This window comes from Psychromonas sp. MB-3u-54 (assembly GCF_002836415.1).
Taxonomy (GTDB): Bacteria; Pseudomonadota; Gammaproteobacteria; order Enterobacterales; family Psychromonadaceae; genus Psychromonas.
Genome location: NZ_PJBP01000133.1, coordinates 1 through 21,364, shown reverse-complemented (window position 1 = coordinate 21,364; position 21,364 = coordinate 1). Strand labels below are relative to the sequence as shown.

The 21,364-nt window shown below is 40.1% G+C and carries 17 protein-coding genes; 8 read left to right on the top strand and 9 right to left on the bottom strand.

The window, feature by feature from the left end; translation table 11 throughout:
- Positions 1-909: 909 nt before the first annotated feature.
- A complete protein-coding gene (ovoA, locus tag CXF72_RS10265) occupies positions 910-3,021 on the bottom strand; it encodes a 5-histidylcysteine sulfoxide synthase (RefSeq protein ID WP_101038867.1) in 2,112 nt (703 codons plus the stop codon).
- Positions 3,022-3,039: 18 nt separating this feature from the next.
- Complete coding sequence (locus CXF72_RS10260) at positions 3,040-4,200, bottom strand: hypothetical protein (RefSeq protein ID WP_101038866.1); 1,161 nt, start codon at positions 4,198-4,200, stop codon at positions 3,040-3,042.
- A 526-nt stretch (positions 4,201-4,726) separates the two neighbouring features.
- On the opposite strand from CXF72_RS10260, the gene CXF72_RS10255 reads away from it, so the two are divergent.
- Together CXF72_RS10255 and CXF72_RS10250 are read left to right on the top strand one after the other, a co-directional pair.
- On the top strand, positions 4,727-5,659 hold the full coding sequence (locus CXF72_RS10255) for a TAXI family TRAP transporter solute-binding subunit (RefSeq protein ID WP_101038865.1): 933 nt from the start codon (positions 4,727-4,729) through the stop codon (positions 5,657-5,659).
- A gap of 22 nt (positions 5,660-5,681) precedes the next feature.
- Positions 5,682-7,610 carry a TRAP transporter permease gene (locus tag CXF72_RS10250; RefSeq protein ID WP_101038864.1) on the top strand — a complete coding sequence of 643 codons (1,929 nt, stop codon included), beginning with the start codon at positions 5,682-5,684 and terminating at the stop codon, positions 7,608-7,610.
- A 90-nt stretch (positions 7,611-7,700) separates the two neighbouring features.
- Here CXF72_RS10250 and CXF72_RS10245 read toward each other — a convergent pair whose 3' ends face one another.
- Positions 7,701-8,783 (bottom strand): branched-chain amino acid aminotransferase, encoded by a 1,083-nt coding sequence (locus tag CXF72_RS10245; protein WP_101038863.1) that lies wholly within the window; start codon positions 8,781-8,783, stop codon positions 7,701-7,703.
- A 259-nt stretch (positions 8,784-9,042) separates the two neighbouring features.
- On the opposite strand from CXF72_RS10245, the gene CXF72_RS10240 reads away from it, so the two are divergent.
- Positions 9,043-9,654, top strand: coding sequence for a MarC family protein (locus CXF72_RS10240; RefSeq protein WP_101038862.1), 612 nt, complete (start codon positions 9,043-9,045; stop codon positions 9,652-9,654).
- A 24-nt stretch (positions 9,655-9,678) separates the two neighbouring features.
- Here CXF72_RS10240 and CXF72_RS10235 read toward each other — a convergent pair whose 3' ends face one another.
- From CXF72_RS10235 to CXF72_RS10215, 5 genes are all read right to left on the bottom strand, one after another.
- Positions 9,679-10,338 (bottom strand): protein-L-isoaspartate(D-aspartate) O-methyltransferase, encoded by a 660-nt coding sequence (locus CXF72_RS10235; protein WP_232784943.1) that lies wholly within the window; start codon positions 10,336-10,338, stop codon positions 9,679-9,681.
- 148 nt (positions 10,339-10,486) lie between these two features.
- Positions 10,487-12,388 (bottom strand): acyl-CoA dehydrogenase family protein, encoded by a 1,902-nt coding sequence (locus CXF72_RS10230; RefSeq protein WP_101038860.1) that lies wholly within the window; start codon positions 12,386-12,388, stop codon positions 10,487-10,489.
- 44 nt (positions 12,389-12,432) lie between these two features.
- Positions 12,433-14,595, bottom strand: coding sequence for a 3-hydroxyacyl-CoA dehydrogenase NAD-binding domain-containing protein (locus CXF72_RS10225; protein ID WP_101038859.1), 2,163 nt, complete (start codon positions 14,593-14,595; stop codon positions 12,433-12,435).
- Positions 14,595-15,884, bottom strand: a complete 1,290-nt coding sequence (locus CXF72_RS10220; protein ID WP_101038858.1) for a thiolase family protein — start codon at positions 15,882-15,884, stop codon at positions 14,595-14,597. Before CXF72_RS10220 ends, CXF72_RS10225 begins: the two co-directional genes overlap by 1 nt.
- Before the next feature lie 50 nt (positions 15,885-15,934).
- Positions 15,935-17,713: an AMP-dependent synthetase/ligase gene (locus tag CXF72_RS10215; protein ID WP_101038857.1), complete on the bottom strand. Its 1,779-nt coding sequence runs from the start codon at positions 17,711-17,713 to the stop codon at positions 15,935-15,937.
- Between the two features lie 366 nt (positions 17,714-18,079).
- Between CXF72_RS10215 and nfsA the strand changes: the two genes are divergently transcribed.
- Positions 18,080-18,841: an oxygen-insensitive NADPH nitroreductase gene (gene nfsA, locus CXF72_RS10210; RefSeq protein WP_101038856.1), complete on the top strand. Its 762-nt coding sequence runs from the start codon at positions 18,080-18,082 to the stop codon at positions 18,839-18,841.
- 190 nt (positions 18,842-19,031) lie between these two features.
- On the opposite strand, the gene CXF72_RS10205 is transcribed toward nfsA, so the two are convergent.
- The gene (locus tag CXF72_RS10205) at positions 19,032-19,343 is read right to left on the bottom strand and encodes a cupin domain-containing protein (RefSeq protein ID WP_101038855.1); all 312 of its coding nucleotides are present in this window, start codon (positions 19,341-19,343) and stop codon (positions 19,032-19,034) included.
- A gap of 257 nt (positions 19,344-19,600) precedes the next feature.
- Between CXF72_RS10205 and CXF72_RS10200 the strand changes: the two genes are divergently transcribed.
- The 4 genes from CXF72_RS10200 to rpsM all read left to right on the top strand — a co-directional run.
- Complete coding sequence (locus CXF72_RS10200) at positions 19,601-20,266, top strand: alpha/beta hydrolase (RefSeq protein WP_101038854.1); 666 nt, start codon at positions 19,601-19,603, stop codon at positions 20,264-20,266.
- 34 nt (positions 20,267-20,300) lie between these two features.
- Positions 20,301-20,555 carry a DUF2960 domain-containing protein gene (locus CXF72_RS10195; protein WP_101038853.1) on the top strand — a complete coding sequence of 85 codons (255 nt, stop codon included), beginning with the start codon at positions 20,301-20,303 and terminating at the stop codon, positions 20,553-20,555.
- A 368-nt stretch (positions 20,556-20,923) separates the two neighbouring features.
- A complete protein-coding gene (gene rpmJ / locus CXF72_RS10190; protein ID WP_011770886.1) occupies positions 20,924-21,037 on the top strand; it encodes a 50S ribosomal protein L36 in 114 nt (37 codons plus the stop codon).
- A gap of 123 nt (positions 21,038-21,160) precedes the next feature.
- Positions 21,161-21,364: 30S ribosomal protein S13 (rpsM, locus tag CXF72_RS10185; RefSeq protein ID WP_101038852.1), on the top strand; the 204-nt coding region annotated here is incomplete at its 3' end.

The window sequence follows — 21,364 nt, the reverse complement described above, 5'->3', positions numbered from 1 at the left end:
CGTTATTAATAAAGCCCTCTTTTGATAAAAGAACTCTGCTCGTAGGGTGCGCTTCAGCAGCAATTACCGCTGCTTGCGGTACATAGAATGCACCCTACCGATAACTATTCAGCTCGAAAACTCGTAGGGTGCGCTTCAGCAGCAATTGCCGCTGCTTGCGGTGCATAGAATGCACCCTGCCGATAACTATTCAGCTCAAAAAATCGTAGGGTGCGCTTCAGCAGCAATTGCCGTTGCTTGCAGTGCATAGAATGCCCCCTACCGATAACTATTCAGCTCGAAAACTCGTAGGGTGCGCTTCAGCAGCAATTGCCGCTGCTTGCGGTGCATAGAATGCACCCTACCGAGAACTATTCAGCTCGAAACTCAAAAAATCGTAGGGTGCGCTTCAGCAGCAATTGCCGTTGCTTACGGTGCATAGAATGCACCCTACCGATAACTATTCAGCTCAAAAAATCGTAGGGTGCGCTTCAGCAGCAATTACCGCTGCTTGCGGTGCATAGAATGCACCCTACCGAGAACTATTCAGCTCGAAACTCAAAAAATCGTAGGGTGCGCTTCAGCAGCAATTACCGCTGCTTACGGTGCATAGAATGCACCCTACCTATAACTATTCAGCTCAAAAAACGTAGGGTGCGCTTCAGCAGCAATTGCCGTTGCTTGCGGTGCATAGAATGCACCCTACCGAGAACTATTCAGCTCGAAACTCAAAAAATCGTAGGGTGCGCTTCAGCAGCAATTGCCGCTGCTTGCGGTGCATAGAATGCACCCTGCCGATAACTATTCAGCTCAAAACTCAAAAAATCGTAGGGTGCGCTTCAGCACCATTACCACGTCCTGCGCGGCATAGAATGCACCCTACTGCTTATATTGACCTTTAAACGCTTCTTATCTAACCATTTCGTTCGATTAAACGAACTTTTTCCATAGGGTAATATGCTGATCCGTGACCGTAAATTTGCGGGCACAATCCGGTGATAATTTTGTTATATTATCGCTGGCAACTAAGGAAAACTGAGCAGACAGGGCTTGTTGAACGGCGTCAAAACCAGTAAAGTTTTCACCATTTACTTTCTTGCCCGAAAATCTTTTTTCAGATTTAATTTCCGGGTTAAAATCATAGGCAGATGCCAGTATTAAAATCCCCCCTTCTTTTAAAGAGCCTGAAATAGTACGTAAAAACTGCAGAGGATCATAATTTTGCTCAAGTACCTGCTGGGCAATGATGACATCATAGTCATCAAATGAGGCTTTTAAGTTGCTCGGGTCACCTTGTTTAAAATGAATATTCCGATAGTCTGCATTCAACCCCGCAGCATTTAAATTAATCTCTTTAAAGTCAACCAGCTCGCCTTCTTTTTCAAGGGCATAACGAACCGTTTTCCCCTGCTGTAACTGCACCGAGTAAGGTATCGACTGAGCAGAAAAATCCACACTGTCCACCGCTTCAAAATAAGGAGATAACTCAAAACTACAACGTCCTGCACTGCATCCCAAATCAAGCAACTTTCCTTTTGCTATTGAAAAGTTATTTAACTGCTCAAGGACATAACTTGCCAGAGTGACCGAATAATTGCCCAATCCTAAATAATGTTCACCAAAATGCGCCTCCAATTCAGTGCAGATTTTTTTGTCCGTTACATATTGATTTACCGGGATGGTCGGGATAGTTTCTGAGACTGATTCAATATAACGAAATCCCGCATGTTGAAAGAAATGACGACGAAAAGCATAACGGGAATTTTTAAGTGCTTCATTACCCGTTGAGATCCATGATCCCCCCTTAATCAGATTATGTTGACCGTCAAAGGTTGGGGTTGAAAAATCATCATAAAGCGGGTCAACCTGAAATCCTTCAAAACCGTCGATTGCCGATTCTGTCCACTGCCAGACATTGCCCAATAAATCAAAAAAGTTATTTTCTGAAAATTGATCAACAGGTGATGACGATGCAAAATATTCTAAATTAATATTACCCGGCGCTTGCGGCCAATTAATAAGGTCGCTGTCTACCATCTCCCGTAAGCAGTACCATTCTGCTTCCGTTAGCATGCGAATGTAATGTTCGCTGCTGCTATTTTTCCAGTTGCAAAAAGCTTTGGCTTCTAAATAATTTACTTCAACCGGCCAATTCAAAGGTAATGGCATTTCATTTAATAAATTACGCTGAAAATACTGATTATTTTTTTGCAGCCAGAATCTTGGCATTTTAGCCATTTTAAATGCCAGCCATTGTTGTCCTTCCTCACTCCAATAGTCTTTGTTTTGATAACCGCCCGCTTCTATAAATCCAATAAACTCTGCATTTGAGACTAAAAACTGTGAGGCTTTAAAAGGTTCAACCTGCACTTTTGTCTGCCCGTATTCATTGTCCCAACCATAGGTTTTATCCTCATCTGATCTACCCAAGGTGAGTTTTTTACCGTCAACAGCCAATAATTTATTGTCAGGCGCGGTGCCAACTGAACTGCAAGCCAGCCACTCTTGGTTGGATGTCAAATCGTTAACAGGTAACATTCTCATGATCACCGAGGACGTTTCTAAATGAATGCGCTCATGCTCGCAGCCCATTAAAATAACCCAGGCTAAAGAGCCTTTACAAATGGGTAACTCAATCTCCATATTATCGATTAGGTCATTAACCAGCGCAAAAACTTGGCGCCGGTATTCAACAATCTCATCAACCTTCGGCCAATCGTAATGCAACCCATTCAGATCATCCCAACTCATTTCATCAACACCCACAGCACAGATAGCCTCAAGCTTTTGATTGATGCGTTTATCTATAAATTTACCTAACATTAACTTATTGACGTAAAAAGTCGCCGTGTGCCCAAAGTAAAAAATTAACGGATGGCGTAACGGTTCGGGTCTTAAATAATAAGCATCATCATTATTGATTAAGCTGAACAGTGACTCATAGGTGTGCACAGTATTAGCATAATACTGCTTTAATTCAGCTCGTTTCTGCGCAACTGATGCGCCCGTCAGTAAGGGTGTTTTTAATTGTTTTATAGTCATCTGCCAGTCGCTTAATATCTACAATGAATTACCAGAAAATATATCCTGCTGATAGTTTTTAATAATGTCGGCTTTTAATGCCTTACCAGAACCATCATGCAACATATCGGGAAGATTAATGTTGTTAGAATTTGAAAATTTATAAATGTTATCAATTGAATCCGCAAACCAAGTATCTTGACGAAATAAACACAAAGATCCCTGCTCATTATCAAAGGGTAAAATCGACTGTGGTAATTTCTTTTTGCTCAGTTCCGGTTTTAATAACTTAATACAGGAGCCCCGCTTGTATACGTGCAAAGCATCAATTAAGTTCAGTAATGCAAAAATCACATTGTGAAAGGGATTATAAAAAACACTTGATGCCCCCAATCTATGCTCAATTCTAGCGCTCTCCTGCCAATTTTGCCGGGTCACTAAGACTTCATTATTTGCGCTGACTATCAGAGGCGTGACCCCCATATCCTGATTATGTTTACCAAACTTTTTATACAAAGCGATACTGCCTTGATGCCCTCCGGAAATATCAGAGGGGGAGCATAACTCCTGCGCTAACCCATAATGCGTTTTTAATAATAATCTTTGATAGGCTTCGGATTCCGGTAAATATAATAACGCGCAATTTAAACTGCTTTCTAAAAAACACTGCTGCAGATATTCGCCAAAACCCGCATCCGTTATTATATTGTCACCCAGTGTATTCAATGCGCTGACATTTATCTGTATTGCATTAGGAATATGGACAGCGCCCGATTGCGCACTGAATATTGTGCCACTGCCTGCGGCGTACCTACCCTGATCACCCGCCCACACGACGGGTTTTATATAAGTTTGCTTAATGCCCTGCTCGGCAAACCAGCGGGGTAAATATTTCATCACAGCGCTTAAATTTCGCGCTTCTTTTAAGGGTGATTGTTGTGAAAAATTAGACACATATTCCCATTGGTTTTGCCAAAATTCAGAAACTAATTCACCCTCAATATTATTGGCCTTGAGGCGTGCATTGATTCTCTGGTAGTCAATAGTAAAGCCAGGTTTAGGACGGGTTATACAGCCTTCCAACTCAAAATGGATAGCAGGTTTGAAGCCCAGCCAATCTATATATTCCTGTAACATTAGAATAATGTTTTGAGCAACTAAATCTTGCCCTGATGATTTAGTGGGTATTTTTTTTATCACGTTAATAATACCTATAGCCGGGTTGGATTAAATATGTTCATAAATATAATAGCGATTATTTATATTAGCGGATAAAAAGTCAAAATGGACTGTGGTAATTTTTTATTAATCTCCAATTTTGATAGCTTAATACAGTATCGCCCTTTATATACGTGCAATGCATCGATTAAGTTCAATAATGTATTAATTACATTGTAAAAGAGATTATAAAAAACCTTAATCCGCCCAATCTGGGTTTAATTGCAGCGATTTTCTGCCATTTTCACAGTGTCACTAAAACTTTATTATTTGACATTAAGATCATAAGTATTTCTCCATATATTGATGATCTTTACTGAACTTTTTATACCGAGCGGAGACTGCCTTGATGCCCTTTAGCTCAAAATGCATTCGAATTAGACGGATCTAAGGGTTATTTTGAGACATAGCACAACTAATCTGGCAGGTTAAAGTCCAAGTTCAATGCTATGGTGGCATTCGTAAAAATGGTTTAATAAGTTTTTAAATTTATAACGGAGTGACAATAATGCAAAATATAATCAAAAAAGGAATACTGGGAATAGGCTTAGCTTGTTTATTTTCATTCAATGCAGTCGCCGAAAATTACACTATAGGAACAGGGAGTCAAAGCGGCACTTATTATCCATTAGGCGGCATGCTCGCTAAAATTTGGAGTGAAAATATTGATGATTTTGATATGCGTGCAGAAGTAACAGCGGCATCGGTCGAAAATACAATCAAAGTATCCGCCAATAAACAACTTGCCGGTATTGCGATGGGTAATGTTGTCTTGCAGGGTTATCAAGGAGTAGCACCTTTCCCTCGAAAAATGGATGTTTCGGTCTTATTTGCATTATATCCAAACGTTGTTCAGTTTATTGTGCCAGCAGACTCTGATATAAAATCTATTCAGGATCTGAAAGGCAAGCGAATTTCTTTAGGCGCACCAGGTTCAGGTACACGTGTTAGCTCAACCAATATTCTTGCAGCCTTAGGGATTAATGAGTCGGATATCGATGCGCAGTCTTTAAATTATACCGCCACAACAAATGCAATCAAAGCAGGTCAAATCGATGCAGGCGTGATTGTCGGCAGCATTGGTGTTGGTGCAATTACTGAATTGGCCTTCACCCATAATATTCGTATATTATCCTTCACAGCGGAAGAGCTAGAAACAGTTTCTACTAGCAATCCATCTTATCAAGCCATCAAGGTACCGGTTAACAGTTATGACAAGGTTAACGCCTTTGTTGCGCCAGCCGTTTGGAATGTTTTAGTCGTGAACAAAAATATTGATACCGAGCTTGCCTATAAAATGACTAAAATTGCTTTTGAACATATGAAAGAAATCAATCAAGTCATTAGTGTCACCAAATTTACTACCATTGAAAATATGAACAGATTAAAAGGAGTCGAGTTACATTCTGGTGCATTAAAATATTTAAAAGAAAATATGTAAACACTTTTCCGTGGAGAAAATCATGAACACAAAAAATAACATGTGCAGATTGATATCGGATAAAGTTTTATTAATAGCCGCGTTTGCGGCTATTTCATTATCTGTATTTCAAATTTGGCAGGGCATTACCGCTGATTTATCCGCTCCCGTATTTAGGCCCATTCATTTAAGCTGGATACTTATTTTAGTATTTTTTACCTTACCCCTTATAAAATCCCAGCAATCTTCATTTCAATACCTGTTTGGACGCAGTCTGGATCTACTTTGTATTATTGCGATCACCTGGGCTTCATATCATATCATTTCCTTCGATTATGGTGATATCAGTTTCTTAATGGACGGTTTAACCACACTTGACCAATTATCCGGTCTGATTATTGTGGTGTTATTACTTGAAGCCACACGTCGGACCGTTGGCCTGATCATGGTTGTTATTGCCGCGATATTTTTACTGTATGCAATATTCGGCGACATTTTACCCTCTAATGTGGCCAGTAAAGGATTTTCTATTGAGGAAATAATCAGATTCCATATTTATTCAACCAATGGTATCTATGGTGCGCCCTTAGCCATTGCGGCTGGCGTGGTATTTATATTTGTATTATTTGGTGCTTTTTTACAAGTAAGCGGTGCGGGTAACTTTTTTATTGATGCATCATTTTCGATTGCAGGAAAATACCGAGGAGGTCCTGCCAAAGCCAGCGTTATAGCCTCTGCGGCACTGGGATCTATTTCCGGCTCAGCCATAGCCAATACGGTCACGACAGGCGCATTAACCATTCCGATGATGAAAAAGTTGGGTTATAAACCGGAACAAGCAGCCGGCATTGAAGCCGCAGCGTCAACGGGCGGACAAATAATGCCACCCGTAATGGGGGCTGGTGCCTTTGTTATGGCACAATTTACCGGTATCCCATACAGTGAAATTTTATTAGTCTCTATTGCCCCGGCTATCTTGTATTTTGCCTGTACCCTGCTCTATGTGCATTTGATGGCCTGCAAATTAGGATTGAAAGGCATGGAAGTAACTGAAAAAATATCAGTCGTGTTGAAAAACGGTTGGCATTTTTTACTGCCATTAGTGTTAATTACCAGCCTGCTGTTAATGAGTTATTCGCCTATATTGGTGGGTATTGCAGGTTGTGTGGCAATTTTAGTCGCCGCTATGTGCAGGAAACACAGTCGCATTAGTATTCCCGTCTTTATTCAGGGCCTGAAAGAAGGCGCATTACTTGCGCTTCCTATTTCAGTTGCCTGTGGTACTGCGGGTATTGTTGTGGGTGTGGTAGGTCAAACGGGCATAGGTTTACAGTTCACCCAATTTTTAATGGCCCTTTCAGGTGGTTATTTATGGTCCGTATTGGGTCTTATTGCTATTGCAGCTATGATTTTAGGGATGGGCTTGCCGGTAACAGCAGCTTATATCGTTTTATCTATTATGGCCGTACCGAGTTTAACTGAACTTGGTGTGGGTTTATTAGCAGCCCATATGATTGTATTCTGGTTATCGCAAACATCGAATGTGACACCTCCAATCGCCTTAGCAGCCTTTGCGGCAGCCGGTATAGCGAATTGTTCACCGATGAAGGCCGCTGTACAGGCCTTTAAACTGGCCCAGGGATTTTTGATTATTCCGATCATGATGGCATTTTCCGGCCTGATTTGGATAGAGGGGGAAAATACTGAATTTGTGATATCAATAGTGTTAACTATCGGTTTAATTGTGGCTGTCGCGGGCAGTATTGAAGGACGATTATTTGCAAAATTACCTTTATATAATCGAGTACTGCTACTGTTATCTGCCTTTGCTTTATTAGTCCCTCATCATTTTATAAATATTGCAGGGGTCATCATCATTTTAATTATTGCTTTCTTGAATTATAAATACGTTAAAGTGAATGGTGACGAACAATATCAAAAGAGTCGTGACCAACAACTTGAAAACAGCTAACGTCAGGAGCAAATATTAAAAAACACATTAAGCGATTTAAATATTAATCACTTAATGTGTTTTTTTTCTTCTTACAGTACAAGCTAAGATTTAAATTGTAACGGCTGAATCAACTTTTTCTATCCAGCCAAAACGGTCTTCGCGAGTCCCGTATTGAATACCGGTCAGCTCATCATACAACTGCTTGGAAATCTCGCCCGATTGATTGTTATTAATAACATAATCAGTGCCTTTCCAGCATAGTTTACCGACCGGAGAAATAACCGCCGCTGTACCACAACCAAATGCTTCGGTTATTTTTCCGCTTTTTATATCGGCTAATATCTGCTCAACATCTAAGCGTTCTTCACTGACTTCAAATCCCAATGCCGGCGCCAGTTTAAGAATAGAATCACGGGTAATGCCGGGTAATATACTGCCACTTAAAGCAGGGGTTACAATGTGCTTATTGTCATAAACAAAAAAGATATTCATTGCACCAACTTCTTCAATATACTTGCCGTGTACGGCATCTAACCAAAGTACTTGAGAATACCCCAGCTTTACAACTTCTTCTGAAATATACAGGCTGGCTGCATAATTACCGCCCGTCTTAGCTTCACCAACGCCTCCCACTACTGCACGGCGGTACTCGTCGGCAATATAAACCGATACGGGCTCAAAACCACCCTTGAAGTAAGAACCGGCTGGCCCCGTGATGATAAAGTGAATATAGGAATCACTAGCCCCTAAACCCAATTTTTTACCCGTCGCAATCATTGTCGGGCGGATATATAAAGATGATCCCGCTTGCTCCGGAATCCAATTATTATCAAGCGCGATAAGTGCTTTAAGTGCTTGCAGGTGAAATTTTTCATCAACTTCGGGCATCGCCATTCTTTTGGCTGAACGGTTAAAACGTTTAAAATTTTCAGAAGGACGAAACAAATTAGTCGTTCCATCAAATGAACGGTAAGCCTTTAAACCTTCAAATATTTCTTGTCCGTAATGAAATACAGCCGCTGAAGGGTCAAGAGTTAATGCATGATAAGGGGTAATTTCAGCTTTCTCCCAACCGCTGCCTTGTTCAAAATTTTGGCTAAACATATGGTCAGAAAAATCAGCTCCAAAACTGTAGGTTTCTGGACAAGCCCCCCGCTTGGAAAGGTCAAGCGGTTTAATATCAATTATCATATCAATTCCCTGTATTTTTATTATTTTCTTAATGCAATATTTAGAGCATAAAGAGCAGCAACTATGACACATAATAAGTTATCGTTAAGCACGATTAAATACAAATTATCAATTATTTTCAAAACGCTCATTTTAAGCCCGTAATTTAGACAAAGAGTTTCACCTGCCAAGTCGACTATTTTTTTAAATTAATAAGATATAATAAATTTTGCTGGTCATTTACAAATCTAACCACCACGGAATTTAAGGAAAAATTCATATGGAAAACCCATTCCCAATACTCTCAACTGCGATCTTACTGTTTTTTATTTTAGATCCCATTGGTAATATCCCGTTATTATTAAGCATTCTAAAAAATGTAGATAAACAAAGACATACCAAAATAATTATCAGAGAAATGCTGATTGGTTTGTTTATTTTAGTGGTTTTCCTGTTTTTTGGTAAACAATTTTTAAGCCTGTTTCATTTGGAAACCGAGGCTATTACTATTTCAGGCGGCATAATATTTTTTGTTATCTCATTAAAAATGATTTTTCCCTCTCCTAATGGAGAAAGTCTATTTACCACAAAAGACTCCGATGAGCCTTTAATTGTGCCCATTGCAATGCCTATGATTGCAGGCCCCGCAGCACTTGCAACCTTGTTAGTATTAGCCAAAACCAATAGCGAGCATACGGGTGAATTATTCCTATCGCTTATTATTGCCTGGATATTAACAGCAGCCGTATTATTGTTCTCTCCCTATTTATACAAGTTATTAAGAACAAAAGGATTATCAGCATTAGAAAAATTAATGGGAATGTTACTGCTTATTATGTCAGTGCAGATGTTTATTGATGGCATTCGCGGGCTTATTCCGACTTTTTATTAATAAACAGGGATTATGAGGATCCGATTAAACGGTTGTTTTTTCAACTTTTCCGGTCATGGCAACGAATCTGACCGGCACTAACCGTTGCTGTTCTATTTGATTGTTCGATTTTCGAATAATACGATATAAGTCCTGTGAGTACGATCCAAAAGGAATAACCATGCAGCCATCAAAGGTTAGCTGTTTTAATAATTCTAGGGGCAGATTAAGGGGCGCTGCTGTGACAATAATTCGGTCAAAGGGAGCTTGCTCTGCCCAGTCGGTCAAACCGTCTCCGCATTTGCCATGAATATTGCGATAGCCGAGATTCTGCAGGATATTGTCTGCTCTTTTGGCCAGCTCAGGAAGTATTTCAATGGTGTAGACTTGAGCAGCTATTTCGGCTAATACGGCGCTTTGATAACCGCATCCGGTACCTATTTCCAGTACCTTATGGTGGCTTTTTAAGCCCAGCGCGTCCGTCATCAGGGCGACGATATAGGGTTGAGAAATGGTTTGATTTAATCCAATCGGCAGCGGATAGTCGGCGTAGGCTTCATTTAACAATTTTTGCGCCACAAACAGATGCCGAGGGACAGCTCTCATGGCATTTAAGACATTAATACTGGTAATACCACGCCTTTCAATCTGCTCGCTAACCATTAATTCTCTGAGCTTTAAAAATTCCGGATTGTCCGTCAGCACCTTTTAATTAACCCAAGAGTGAATAAAGAATATTAAAATAATAGCCTATTTATCCAAAAGATAAATAGGCTATTTCGGCTTTGACACCCGCCCTCAAAAATAGCACAGCGCTCATTTTGAGTTTTACTACTGGCTGTAATAAAGGTAATTAATCTTCCGTCCAGATAATGCCTTTTTCCAGCCACTTCATATCGCCTTTTAAAACACTTTTTGCTAATTTATTCTCTTTTTCATCATCATTATCGGTTAAATCGTCAAATAAACGCGATATTTTTCTTTTTGCATTTAAGCAGAAAACATCCGCTAAATACTTGGGTGTGGTATCAGTAGGATCGTCATCCATTTTAAATTTTGCATAGGAGCAGGTGGTTGCCATCGCAAACAGTTCAGTACCAATTTCCATTAAAGTGCCGAGAATATTTTGTTTACGCTCTAACCTGTCCTGATAAAGCCCCATATAATGAAAAATCGTGCGCGCAAGCTTGTGCGATGTCGTTTCTACGTAGGAGAAATGTTTGGACAATTCTCCTAGATCCGTATGGCTGGCCCAAAGTGAAGAGTTCAGCCACTGAGTGGGGTACCATTTGCCATAGAAAGCCGCAAGTTTAACGCCTGCATGGAGTTTGTTTTCCATGGAAACATTCTTTTTTAATATTTCAGCGGCTACTTTTAAATGCGGGTCCATGGCTTCGCGCGCTAAAAACAGCTTCATAATATCCGTTGTCCCTTCGATAATTCGGTTGATACGCGTATCGCGCATCATTCTTTCGATAGGATAAGCTTTCTCTCCTCTGGCCTTAAGTGATGAGGCTTTCTCGTAACCTCGCCCGCCTCTAAACTGCATTGTTTCATCGATCACTTTCCAGGCAAGTTCTGAGCAAAACAATTTAGCCATGGCAGCTTCAATTCTAATATCTAATTTAGGATCATCGGCCATGTGCGAGGTTAAATAAGTAACCGCCTCCATCGCAAAAGTGCTGGCAGCGATAAAGGCTATTTTTTTAGATCCCGCTTCATGTTTACCGATTGGCAGTCCCCACTGCACCCTGTCGTTCCCCCACTCCCGTGCGACAGCTAAACAATACTTAGACATACCGGTAGCGGCTGCCGGCAAGGTTAAACGCCCGGTGTTGAGTGTCGCCAAAGCCAGTTTTAATCCTTTTCCTTTACCTAAAATGATATTTTCTACGGGCACTTTTACATTGGTAAATTTTATTACACCATTTTGAATCCCTCTGATCCCCATAAAATCGCAGCGATGTGTTATTTCAATGCCGGGCATTTCCTTTTCAACAATAAAAGCAGTAATTTGTTTTATTTGCTGTCCGTTACTCATTTTTTTAGCCTCGGTCCCGGCCATCACCACCAATACGTCAGCAATTAACCCGTTAGTGCACCAGAGTTTCACACCATTTAAAAGGTAATGTTGACCATCATCGGTCAGGGTTGCCGTGGTTTCCATTTTGCCGGGATCAGAGCCCACTTCGGGTTCGGTAAGGGCAAAAGCAGATATTTTCCCTTCTCTGAATAAAGGCAGGTATTTTTCTTTTTGCGCTTTAGTACCAAACATTTTTAACGGTTGCGGCACGCCAATAGATTGATGGGCACTGAGCAATACTGCGGTACTGCCGCAATAGGAGGAGATGGCTATCATGACACGGTTATAATTAACTTGAGTGAGACCTAATCCATTATATTCTTTAGGCACTTTCATCGCAAAAAGCCCCAGTTCCGCCATCCCTTTAATCACCTTTTCAGGGATAGTTTGCGTCGCATCTACCTTTTCCGGATCCAGATTTTGTTTAAGAAAAAGACACACTTTCTCAACTAAATGATCACCTATTATTTTATCTTCAAGACATTGGACAGGAAAAGGGAATAATAAATGCGGTTGGAAACTGCCCATAAAAAGCTGCCCAGCGAAACTTTTTTGACTCACGGCGGTTTCTCGCGCAGCTTCCGTTATCCTCATGGTCGAGGCCTTCTCGGCATTCATTTTAGAGGTATCTATAACAGACTCTTCTTCGGGCTCATTATTTACGTCATGCATTATTAACTCCTTCTGCAGATCCAAACCACGCTTGCTGTCGGGCTCTAATTATAAAATTTTCCGCTGTTGTTTGCTTTCTCTATTAACTGCTCCGCGGGTAGGAAACGCTCACCATATAAAGCCGCTAATTGATTTAATTTATCGCAAATATCTGCGAGGCCGCGATTATCTGCATATTTTAAAAGACCGCCTGTAAAGGCAGGGAAACCTGTGCCGAGGATCATTGCCATATCCAGATAAGCCGGATTCTTAACAATATTTTCCTGTAAACATTTGACCGCTTCATTGACCATAATAAGAATGCACCGGTCTACGATTTCTTCCCTGTTAAATGCTTTGGCTGTTATTCCATTGCTAAAACGATAGGTATAAATAATCTTATCCAGCGCCTCATTGTAGGATTTGTCGTGGCCTTTGTGCAGGTAAAAACCCACCCCCGATTTTTTACCTAATAACTTCTCATCGACAAAAAGATGGGTAAATAAACCAGCCACTTTCATTCTTTCGCCATAGGCTTGCTCTAATACTTTAGCCACATGATAACCAATATCGATACCGACCTCATCGGCTAAAACAAAAGGTCCCATCGGTAACCCGAACGCTTCAAGGGCATGGTCCATTTCGGTGACAACACCTCCCTCTTGCAGCATCAAAGCGGCCTCATTCAAAAATGAAATTAAAATTCTATTGACTAAAAAACCGGCACAGTCAGCAACAACAATGGGCGTTTTACCGGCGTTTTTAGCGAGTTTAACCAAAGTGACTATGGTCTGCTGGCTGGTTTTTTCACCTGGTATAATTTCAACAAGCGGCATTCGGTTAACCGGATTAAAAAAATGCATACCGATAAAATTTTCCGGCCTCTGCAGATTGTCGGCCATCTCGGTAATAGAGAGACTCGAGGTATTAGATGCTAATATCGCTTGTTCTGAGAGCTGTGCTTCAGCCTCTGCCAGAACCGTTTTCTTAACCTCGATATTTTCAGCCACCGCTTCAACCACCAGATTAATTTTTTTAAAGCCGTTATAGTTGACCGTCCCTGCAATATGATTCATTTTAACGCGGATCTGATTTTCAGTGATTCTATGGACTTTTTTTAATTGTCCGTAATATTGTGCTGCGGTTTGATAACCTTTACTAACCGCATCCCATTCAATATCTTTAAGCCTGACCGGTATATCATTTTTCGAAAATAACCAGGCGATCCCACCGCCCATAACGCCTGCGCCGAGCACCGCGGCCTGATTAATTATCAGTGGCTCGATCTTAGCTTCAGTAATACCGGTTTCTTTTTTTAACGCCTCGGACGTAAAAAACAGTTGAATTAAATTTTTACTGATAACGCTGACCACCAGCTCGGAGACAACGCGCGCTTCCACTTCTAAAGCTTCTGTTGTTTTTAAATTTAATGTTTTTTCTATGGTGTCAAGGGCCTTCAGTGGCGCGGGATATTGACCTTTGGTTTTTTTAAGTAAATTATCTTTGGCTTTTTTAAAAATTAGTTTTTGCCCTAAAATATTATCTTCTAAAATTCGCTGTTGAAACTTCTTAGAGGATATTGAACGGCGCTTTATTAACCCTTTGCCAAAGCTTTTCTCATTCACTAAACGTTCGATAAAATCAGCGACTGAACTTTCTTCAAGTTCATTATTATAAAGATGATCGACTAATTTGAGTCGTAGCGCTTTTTTAGGGGGGACAGGTTTAGCGGACAGTATTAACTGCAGAGCAGCTTGCAAGCCAATCAGTTTTGGCAAACGCACACAACCGCCAAAACCAGGAATAATCCCCAAATTGACTTCGGGTAAGCCTATAATAGCGTTAAGATTATCCGTGGCGATGCGATAAGTACAGGCTAATGCTAACTCACACCCACCTCCGAGACACACCCCGTTTATAACCGCTAATGTTGGAAAAGGTAATTTAGACATATCATTAAGAATTAACTGCCCGGTTCTTATTGCTTTATAGGCTTGCTCTTCACTGAGAAGGTCTTTAATTTCATTGATATCAGCGCCTGCAATAAAAGTATCCTTTTTGGCACTGCGAAAGACCAATAGTTTAACGACATTATTTTTTGCCAGAGAATCAATTTGCTCTTTGAGCTCTAATAATGCGACTGAATCTAATTTATTAATGCGTTTCCCGGGATAATCAAAGGTCAGTGTTGCCACCGCTGATTGTGAAATATCTAATGTAAAATTCATTATTCTACCTCCAATGCTAAAGCCGCGCCTTGACCACCACCGATACACAAGGTCACCAATCCACTGTTTTTATTACGTCGGCGCAGGGCATTTAACATGGTAATAATCAATCTGGTACCGGTCGCTCCCACGGGATGTCCTAGTGCGATGGCTCCGCCATTAACGTTTAACAAATCACTGTCCAGCACCCCAAGCGCTTTATCTTTATGTAAATATCGTTGCGCAAAAACAGCTGATTCAAATGCCTTTTGATTGGCAATAACTTGGGCTGCAAAGGCTTCGTTTAACTCCACCAGATCAAAATCAGAGATCGACATTCCAGTTTTATCTAACAGTTTAGAGGTTGCGTAAACCGGGCCTAATCCCATTCTTTCGGGTTGCAATCCCGCATAGCTATACTCTTTTAAATAACCTAAGGGCGAATAACCCAACTCCTTTGCTTTACTTTCGAGCATAATTAACACAGCACCGGCACCATCGGTAATGGGACAGGCATTAGCAGCTGTGACAGTGCCGGCAACACGATCAAAAAAGGGTTTTAATTTAGCTAACTTTTCTAGACTTTGATCCGGCCGAATAGCATTATCATTAAATTGCACCTGACTGTAATTGGGCGGTAACACAATTGGATGGATTTCCTGAGTAAAAAAACCTGCTTCATTTGCTTGGGCAGCCTTCAAGTGCGATTGCAGGGCAAACTGATCCTGCTGTGCGCGGGTGATAGCAAATTCACGGGCTAATACTTCTGCCGTTTGCCCCATACTTAAGCCGCAAACCGGATCAGTTAACCCTTCTACAATGGATATAACTGGCTTTAGATCGGCGGGCCTCAATGTTGAAATGGCCGATAACTTTTGTCCAAGAGATTTAGCCTTCATCACATTTTCAAACACCAGGGTCATTTTTTTGCTGAAGTTGAAGGGTAAATTACTCATACTTTCCGTCCCCCCTGCGACCAGTATGCTGGCATTCCCCGCTAATAATTTATCGTATCCGGTAGTGACAGACTCCATGCCTGAAGCGCAATTTCGATGCACTGTGTGTGCAATAACATCTAATGGCAACCCTGCCTTTAGGCCTATAACTCTTGCAATATTGGGTGCATTTGCAGGTTGACCGACATTGCCAAATATTAATTCATCAATCAATGAAACATCGATTTCTGTTCTTGCAATCAATTCTTTGACAATAACGGCCCCTAGATCATCGGCCAGGATATTCGCCATACTGGTACCGGATTTACAAAATGGACTGCGAATACCGTCTACAATTGCTAATCTCTCTTTCATATTTTTCCCCTGCTGAATCACTATTACTGCAAACTATTATCGATAATCAATTACTCGCTGTCTTGGCTCTGGTCCTTATAAAAATCATTAATAATTTCACTGAATTTTTGTTCAATAACCTGACGTCTAATCTTCATGGTTGGGGTTAGTTCACCTGTTTCTATACCGATTGGCTGTTTTATAAATTTAAATTTACGAATTTTTTCCCAGTCATTTAGCTGCCGGTTAACACGCTCAACAAGTGCGCTAATTTCCTGTCTGATTTCACTCGAGCTAAGGAAATCCCCATTATTCAGATCGCCATAACCACGGTTTTTTCTAATCGCTTCCAGGTTTTCAAAATCAGGAAAAAGCAGGCAGGAAACAAAATGTTTATTTTCCCCAATGATCGCCGCCATATCAATAAGTTCAGAAACACATAACAGTTGTTCGATAGGAATAGGACTGACATACTTGCCGTTTGATGTTTTAAAAATTTCTTTTTTTCTGCCGTTAATAAATAAATATCCATCTTGATCCACAAAACCTAAGTCACCCGTATGTAACCAACCCTGCGGGTCGATCGTTTCCTGCGTCACTTTTTGGTTATTGTGATACCCCTTCATAATATTAGGGCCTTTAGCCAGAATCTCCTGCTCATCAGAGATTTTTATTTCAACACCCGGCCAAATTTTACCCACGCTTCGATAACGCGTATTACCCAGGTAGTTAGCCGCTAAAACCGGTGACGTTTCGGTTAAACCATAACCTTGATAGAGGTTGAGTCCGATATTTTTAAAAAAATTTTCCATACTGACACTCAGCGCGGCGCCGCCACTGATTACCATTTGTAGATTTCCTCCTAAAGCCTCTCTCAATTTTGCATAAATCAGTTTATCGTAGGCTTTCTCAAGCAGATTATTAGCACCAGGTTGCTTCGTAATAGCGCGTTCAAAGGCAATCGACATGAGCTTTTTTTTGATCCCGGATTGCTCCTCTATTCGAGCATGCATTTTCGCATAAACCTTTTCTAATAGACGAGGGACGAGGGTAATAATAGTGGGTTGGACTTCCCTGAGCAGTTCTCCTACTTTTTTAATATCATCACTAAAAAAGATCGGCGTACCGGTGGAGATATAAAAATAAATAACCATTCGTTCAAAAACATGGGCTAAGGGCAAACAAGTCAATGCCTTATCTTTTTCAGAATACAGAGGAAACAGCTTGGTTGTCGCTCTAATTTGTGAAATCAGATTAGCATGCGTGATTTCAACACCTTTAGGCATTCCGGTTGAACCACTGGTATAAATAACCGTTGCTATATCCTTTGGGCTAACAGCCTGCCTCATTCGAGAATAAAGATTCGGCTGTTTGGCTGATAAAATGTCGCCCAAGGTTAACAATTCCTCATAACTAATGGCATTGTTAGCGCTACGTTTAGGATGATTGGAGATGATTTTTGTAAATGAGTGCAGAAGGGGTTTTATTGCATCCGCTAATAATTCCTCATCATCCACAAAAAGATATTTCACATTACTGTCTTTGCTTTGAAACTGAAAATGGATTGAAGATATATTGGCAAACATCGGCACTGAAATTGCCTTGTTAACCATAATAGCAATATCCATCATCACCCATTGGGGAGAGGGATTAGCAATAAGGCCAACACCTTCACCTTCTTTAATACCGAGTGAGTGCAAACCTAAAGCAAGACGGCGGATGGTTTCAGAAAATTTTTCCGTGGAAATGGTTTCCCAATAACCCTTGTTTTTAAAGTTAAGTGCAGAATAATTGCTATAGGTATTAATAACATATTGAATCATCTGTGGGATAGTTTCATAATTTTCCATATCTATTTCCCTGTTTATCTTGTAACAACCAAGAGTACGAAAAACAATAATTGTAGGTTTAATTAAAGCGGCTTGTCTATTAACAGATATCAAGTGGATTAATTAACCAAGTGCATTAATTAATCCAAGATTCATAACATCATCCGTCCGTTGATTATAAAGCAAACAATATTATCCAAACGCTCGACCACTTCACAGACCTTCAAAAATATAGCCTATTTTGTACAATAAACAATGCCAACAACTGCCATTAGCATTTGAAAAATAGCGCTAAATTTTCAATACTCCCTTTTGTTGCGTTAAATTATTCATCGGGTGTGATAAAGTCGAGCAGGCTAAAAATTAACCCCTTTTTAAGGATATGATATGCAGGATGTCACTCATTTATTACAATCTCACCGTTCGATTCGTACTTTTAAAAATATTCCGATAGAGCAATCCATTGTCGAAGAATTAATCCGTTCAGGGCAGGCGGCGGCGACCTCCAGTTTCATTCAGGCTTGTACCGTGATTCAGATATCACCCGGCGCTAAACGTGAGAAACTAGCCGCGCTTGCAGGTCACCAGAGTTACGTTAACAAGGCCCCCGTATTTCTGGTTTTTTGTGCCGATATGCACCGCCATCAACTCGCTTGTGAAATGCATAACGTGCCGATCAACGGTGGTTATACTGAACAATTATTAACCACATCGATCGATTGTGCTTTGTTTGCTCAAAATGTCGTTATTGGCGCGGAGGCATTAGGATTAGGGATTTGTTATATTGGCGGAATAAGAAACGATATTGCAGCCGTCTCATCACTACTGGCATTACCTGACTTGGTTTTCCCCGTCTTTGGTTTATGCCTGGGTTACCCGGATCAGGATCCTGAAGTAAAACCCCGTTTACCATTATCGTTAACGTTAAAACAAGATAGTTATTTGCAGGATAAAACATTAAACCAAGCTAATAAAGATGATATAGCGGCACTGGAAGTTTATGACCAGCAGATTAGGGAGTATTATAAAAGCAGAACAAGTGCTCAAAAGGAAATAAGCTGGACCGAGCAAATATCAGGAATGCTGCAAAAAGAAGCCCGACCACACATGATGGACTTTCTTCAAGGCAAGGGATTTATGAACAAATAAAGGCTAAAAATAAAACCTGTCAGGCATCCCTAGCAGGTAATTTAGGTGCATTTTGTGGACTAGCATTATCGTTGCAATCAAACTTATCTGACAGTGACTATTTCAGTTCAGACAGACTCGGGTGAACGACCTGAACTATCCTGTACCGCTACCCGAGAGCAAATTAAATAAAATCACTTTAAAAAATCCCTTAATAATGTACAGCCAACCAAATTGTCTCGTTGTCCGGATCCGTCCAACTTACTTTATGTTTTTGCAAAGCTTGTATTTCTACGTAATCCCCTGGTTTTAAATGAACCTTGTTTTGATTCTCGAATAAAATAATAGCGTGACCTTTTAAAAGGATCACCCATTCATTTTGTTGCTGTTCATACCAACCTGATTCAGGGGAGATATGCCCCTTGGATACTATCCTTTCAATTTGAACGGCATCATTTTTTACAATATCTTCAAACAGCTCTGTTGTTAATTCCCTGGGGATATTCGCAAATATATTTGCCATAATATTAATACCTCATCAATCTATTAACCTATTAACCTATTAACCTATTAACCTATTAACCTATTAACCTATTAACCTATTAACCTATTAACCAGCTCATTTTAAAAATTCAAGTTGAATGAGACAAGATCCTACTTTCACATAAATGTTGTAATGCCAGTCAGCTTGATATTTGAATCCAAGGAATATTAGCAGCACTATTTTTATAGTAATAACATTGTTATATTATCGATCCTTTATTTTATAGAATAAACGTTATGAATTATTTACCAAGTGCAGAAGTACAACCCAAATTAACAGCCAATGCCAGCGTTATCTGGTTACATGGTTTAGGCGCAGACGGACATGATTTTGAAGCCATTGTCCCTGAGTTAAATTTACCGGAAGCGTTAGCTATTCGTTTTATATTTCCTCACGCACCATCAATACCCGTTACTATTAATGGCGGTTTAAAAATGCCAGCCTGGTACGATATCCTCGAGATGAGCATAGAACGCCAGGTTGATTTAGCTGGCTTAAACAGTTCAGCCAAACAGATTCAAGCATTAATAGATCGAGAAATTGGACGTGGGATCCCTGCCGATAGAATAGTCATCGCGGGCTTTTCTCAAGGAGGCGCAGTGGCTTATCAGGCAGCACTGACCTATGCGCAACCCTTGGCCGGACTATTAGCAATGTCTACCTATTTTGCCACTAAAGAGAATATTCAACCCAACGCTGCAAATAAAAACCTTAATATTAAGATCATGCATGGCAGCCGTGATCCCGTGGTGGATCCGAGCTTAGGAGAACAGGCATTAGACTCGCTAACCGAAATGGGATTTCAACCAAGTTATAAAAGTTATATAATGGAGCACTGTGTTTGTGCTGAACAAATTACAGATATTTCTGCTTGGTTAGTTAAGTTATTAGCACCTAGATAAGAACCACACCAATATAAAACATTAAGGTTTAACAATGGCAAGACAAGTAACATACGTATTTAAAGGTAAGCTTAAGGTTATTCAATTCTCATACGATCAATTTCATGATATGTATGAAGCGGTTGCAGATGCTGAAGGTATCGATTTAAAAAGCTTTTTAGCAATGGAAAAACAACTTGCAATGAGTTGCCGCGGTCAGGGGATTGAAAAAAATTTCCGCCTAACTGAATTTTTAAGAATGGGCTTTGATAAAATAAAATTTGTCCGTGATGATGAACCGGAAAAATAAGCAGCAACCTTTAGCCGCTTTTTTATGCCTGAATAGATTAAAACCAATTTAATTCAAAGTGAAATTTAAAATTATTTTTTAATCTATCGGCTGGTTATCAGCAAACAATATGGTGATTATTGAGCAGAAAACTAACGGCTGCGGCGTTATTTCAGCTAATAGCCACTATATTAATCACCTTGAATCAATTATTACTCGTATAACCGTTTAATATTTGATATATTATTGCGCCCATGTTCACTAGTTACACTTTTTTTTATTTAAAAAATCAAAGTCAGTAATTTAGTTTTCTGGTTATTTTAATAATCTGTATTTGTGGCGACTTAATATAACCATTAATATTTTAATTTTGATTTCGGAGTGTTGCAATGAAAGTTCGTGCATCCGTTAAAAAAATCTGTCGTAACTGTAAAGTTATCAAGCGCCACGGTGTGGTGCGTGTTATCTGTGTAGAGCCAAAGCATAAACAACGCCAAGGCTAAGATCGATTTTGGATTCCAATAGTTTAATCTATAATAGTTAAACTATATTTTTCTCTTTTTTCATTTGTCGAGTATCCTACCGGGCTTTTCGCAAATGAATCATTAACTTTTAAGGAGTGCATAGTGGCCCGTATCGCTGGCATTAACGTTCCTGATCATAAGCATGCTGTGATTGCATTAACTGCAATTTTTGGTATCGGTAAAACCCGCTCACAGATAATCTGTGCAGCTTCAGGTATTGCTGAATCAACAAAGCTTAAAGATCTGGATGAAACACAAATCGAAGCTCTTCGTACAGAAGTAGCTACGTTCACTGTTGAAGGTGAT

What these genes read in the sequence shown, in the direction of transcription:
- CXF72_RS10240 (WP_101038862.1), top strand. Translation starts at nt 9,043, where the DNA reads ATGGAAAACCCATTCCCAATACTCTCAACTGCGATCTTACTGTTTTTT.
- nfsA (WP_101038856.1), top strand. Translation starts at nt 18,080, where the DNA reads ATGCAGGATGTCACTCATTTATTACAATCTCACCGTTCGATTCGTACT.
- CXF72_RS10220 (WP_101038858.1), bottom strand. Translation starts at nt 15,884, where the DNA reads ATGAAAGAGAGATTAGCAATTGTAGACGGTATTCGCAGTCCATTTTGT.
- CXF72_RS10205 (WP_101038855.1), bottom strand. Translation starts at nt 19,343, where the DNA reads ATGGCAAATATATTTGCGAATATCCCCAGGGAATTAACAACAGAGCTG.
- rpmJ (WP_011770886.1), top strand. Translation starts at nt 20,924, where the DNA reads ATGAAAGTTCGTGCATCCGTTAAAAAAATCTGTCGTAACTGTAAAGTT.
- CXF72_RS10230 (WP_101038860.1), bottom strand. Translation starts at nt 12,388, where the DNA reads ATGCATGACGTAAATAATGAGCCCGAAGAAGAGTCTGTTATAGATACC.
- CXF72_RS10225 (WP_101038859.1), bottom strand. Translation starts at nt 14,595, where the DNA reads ATGAATTTTACATTAGATATTTCACAATCAGCGGTGGCAACACTGACC.
- CXF72_RS10200 (WP_101038854.1), top strand. Translation starts at nt 19,601, where the DNA reads ATGAATTATTTACCAAGTGCAGAAGTACAACCCAAATTAACAGCCAAT.
- CXF72_RS10215 (WP_101038857.1), bottom strand. Translation starts at nt 17,713, where the DNA reads ATGGAAAATTATGAAACTATCCCACAGATGATTCAATATGTTATTAAT.
- CXF72_RS10195 (WP_101038853.1), top strand. Translation starts at nt 20,301, where the DNA reads ATGGCAAGACAAGTAACATACGTATTTAAAGGTAAGCTTAAGGTTATT.
- CXF72_RS10250 (WP_101038864.1), top strand. Translation starts at nt 5,682, where the DNA reads ATGAACACAAAAAATAACATGTGCAGATTGATATCGGATAAAGTTTTA.
- ovoA (WP_101038867.1), bottom strand. Translation starts at nt 3,021, where the DNA reads ATGACTATAAAACAATTAAAAACACCCTTACTGACGGGCGCATCAGTT.
- CXF72_RS10245 (WP_101038863.1), bottom strand. Translation starts at nt 8,783, where the DNA reads ATGATAATTGATATTAAACCGCTTGACCTTTCCAAGCGGGGGGCTTGT.
- CXF72_RS10255 (WP_101038865.1), top strand. Translation starts at nt 4,727, where the DNA reads ATGCAAAATATAATCAAAAAAGGAATACTGGGAATAGGCTTAGCTTGT.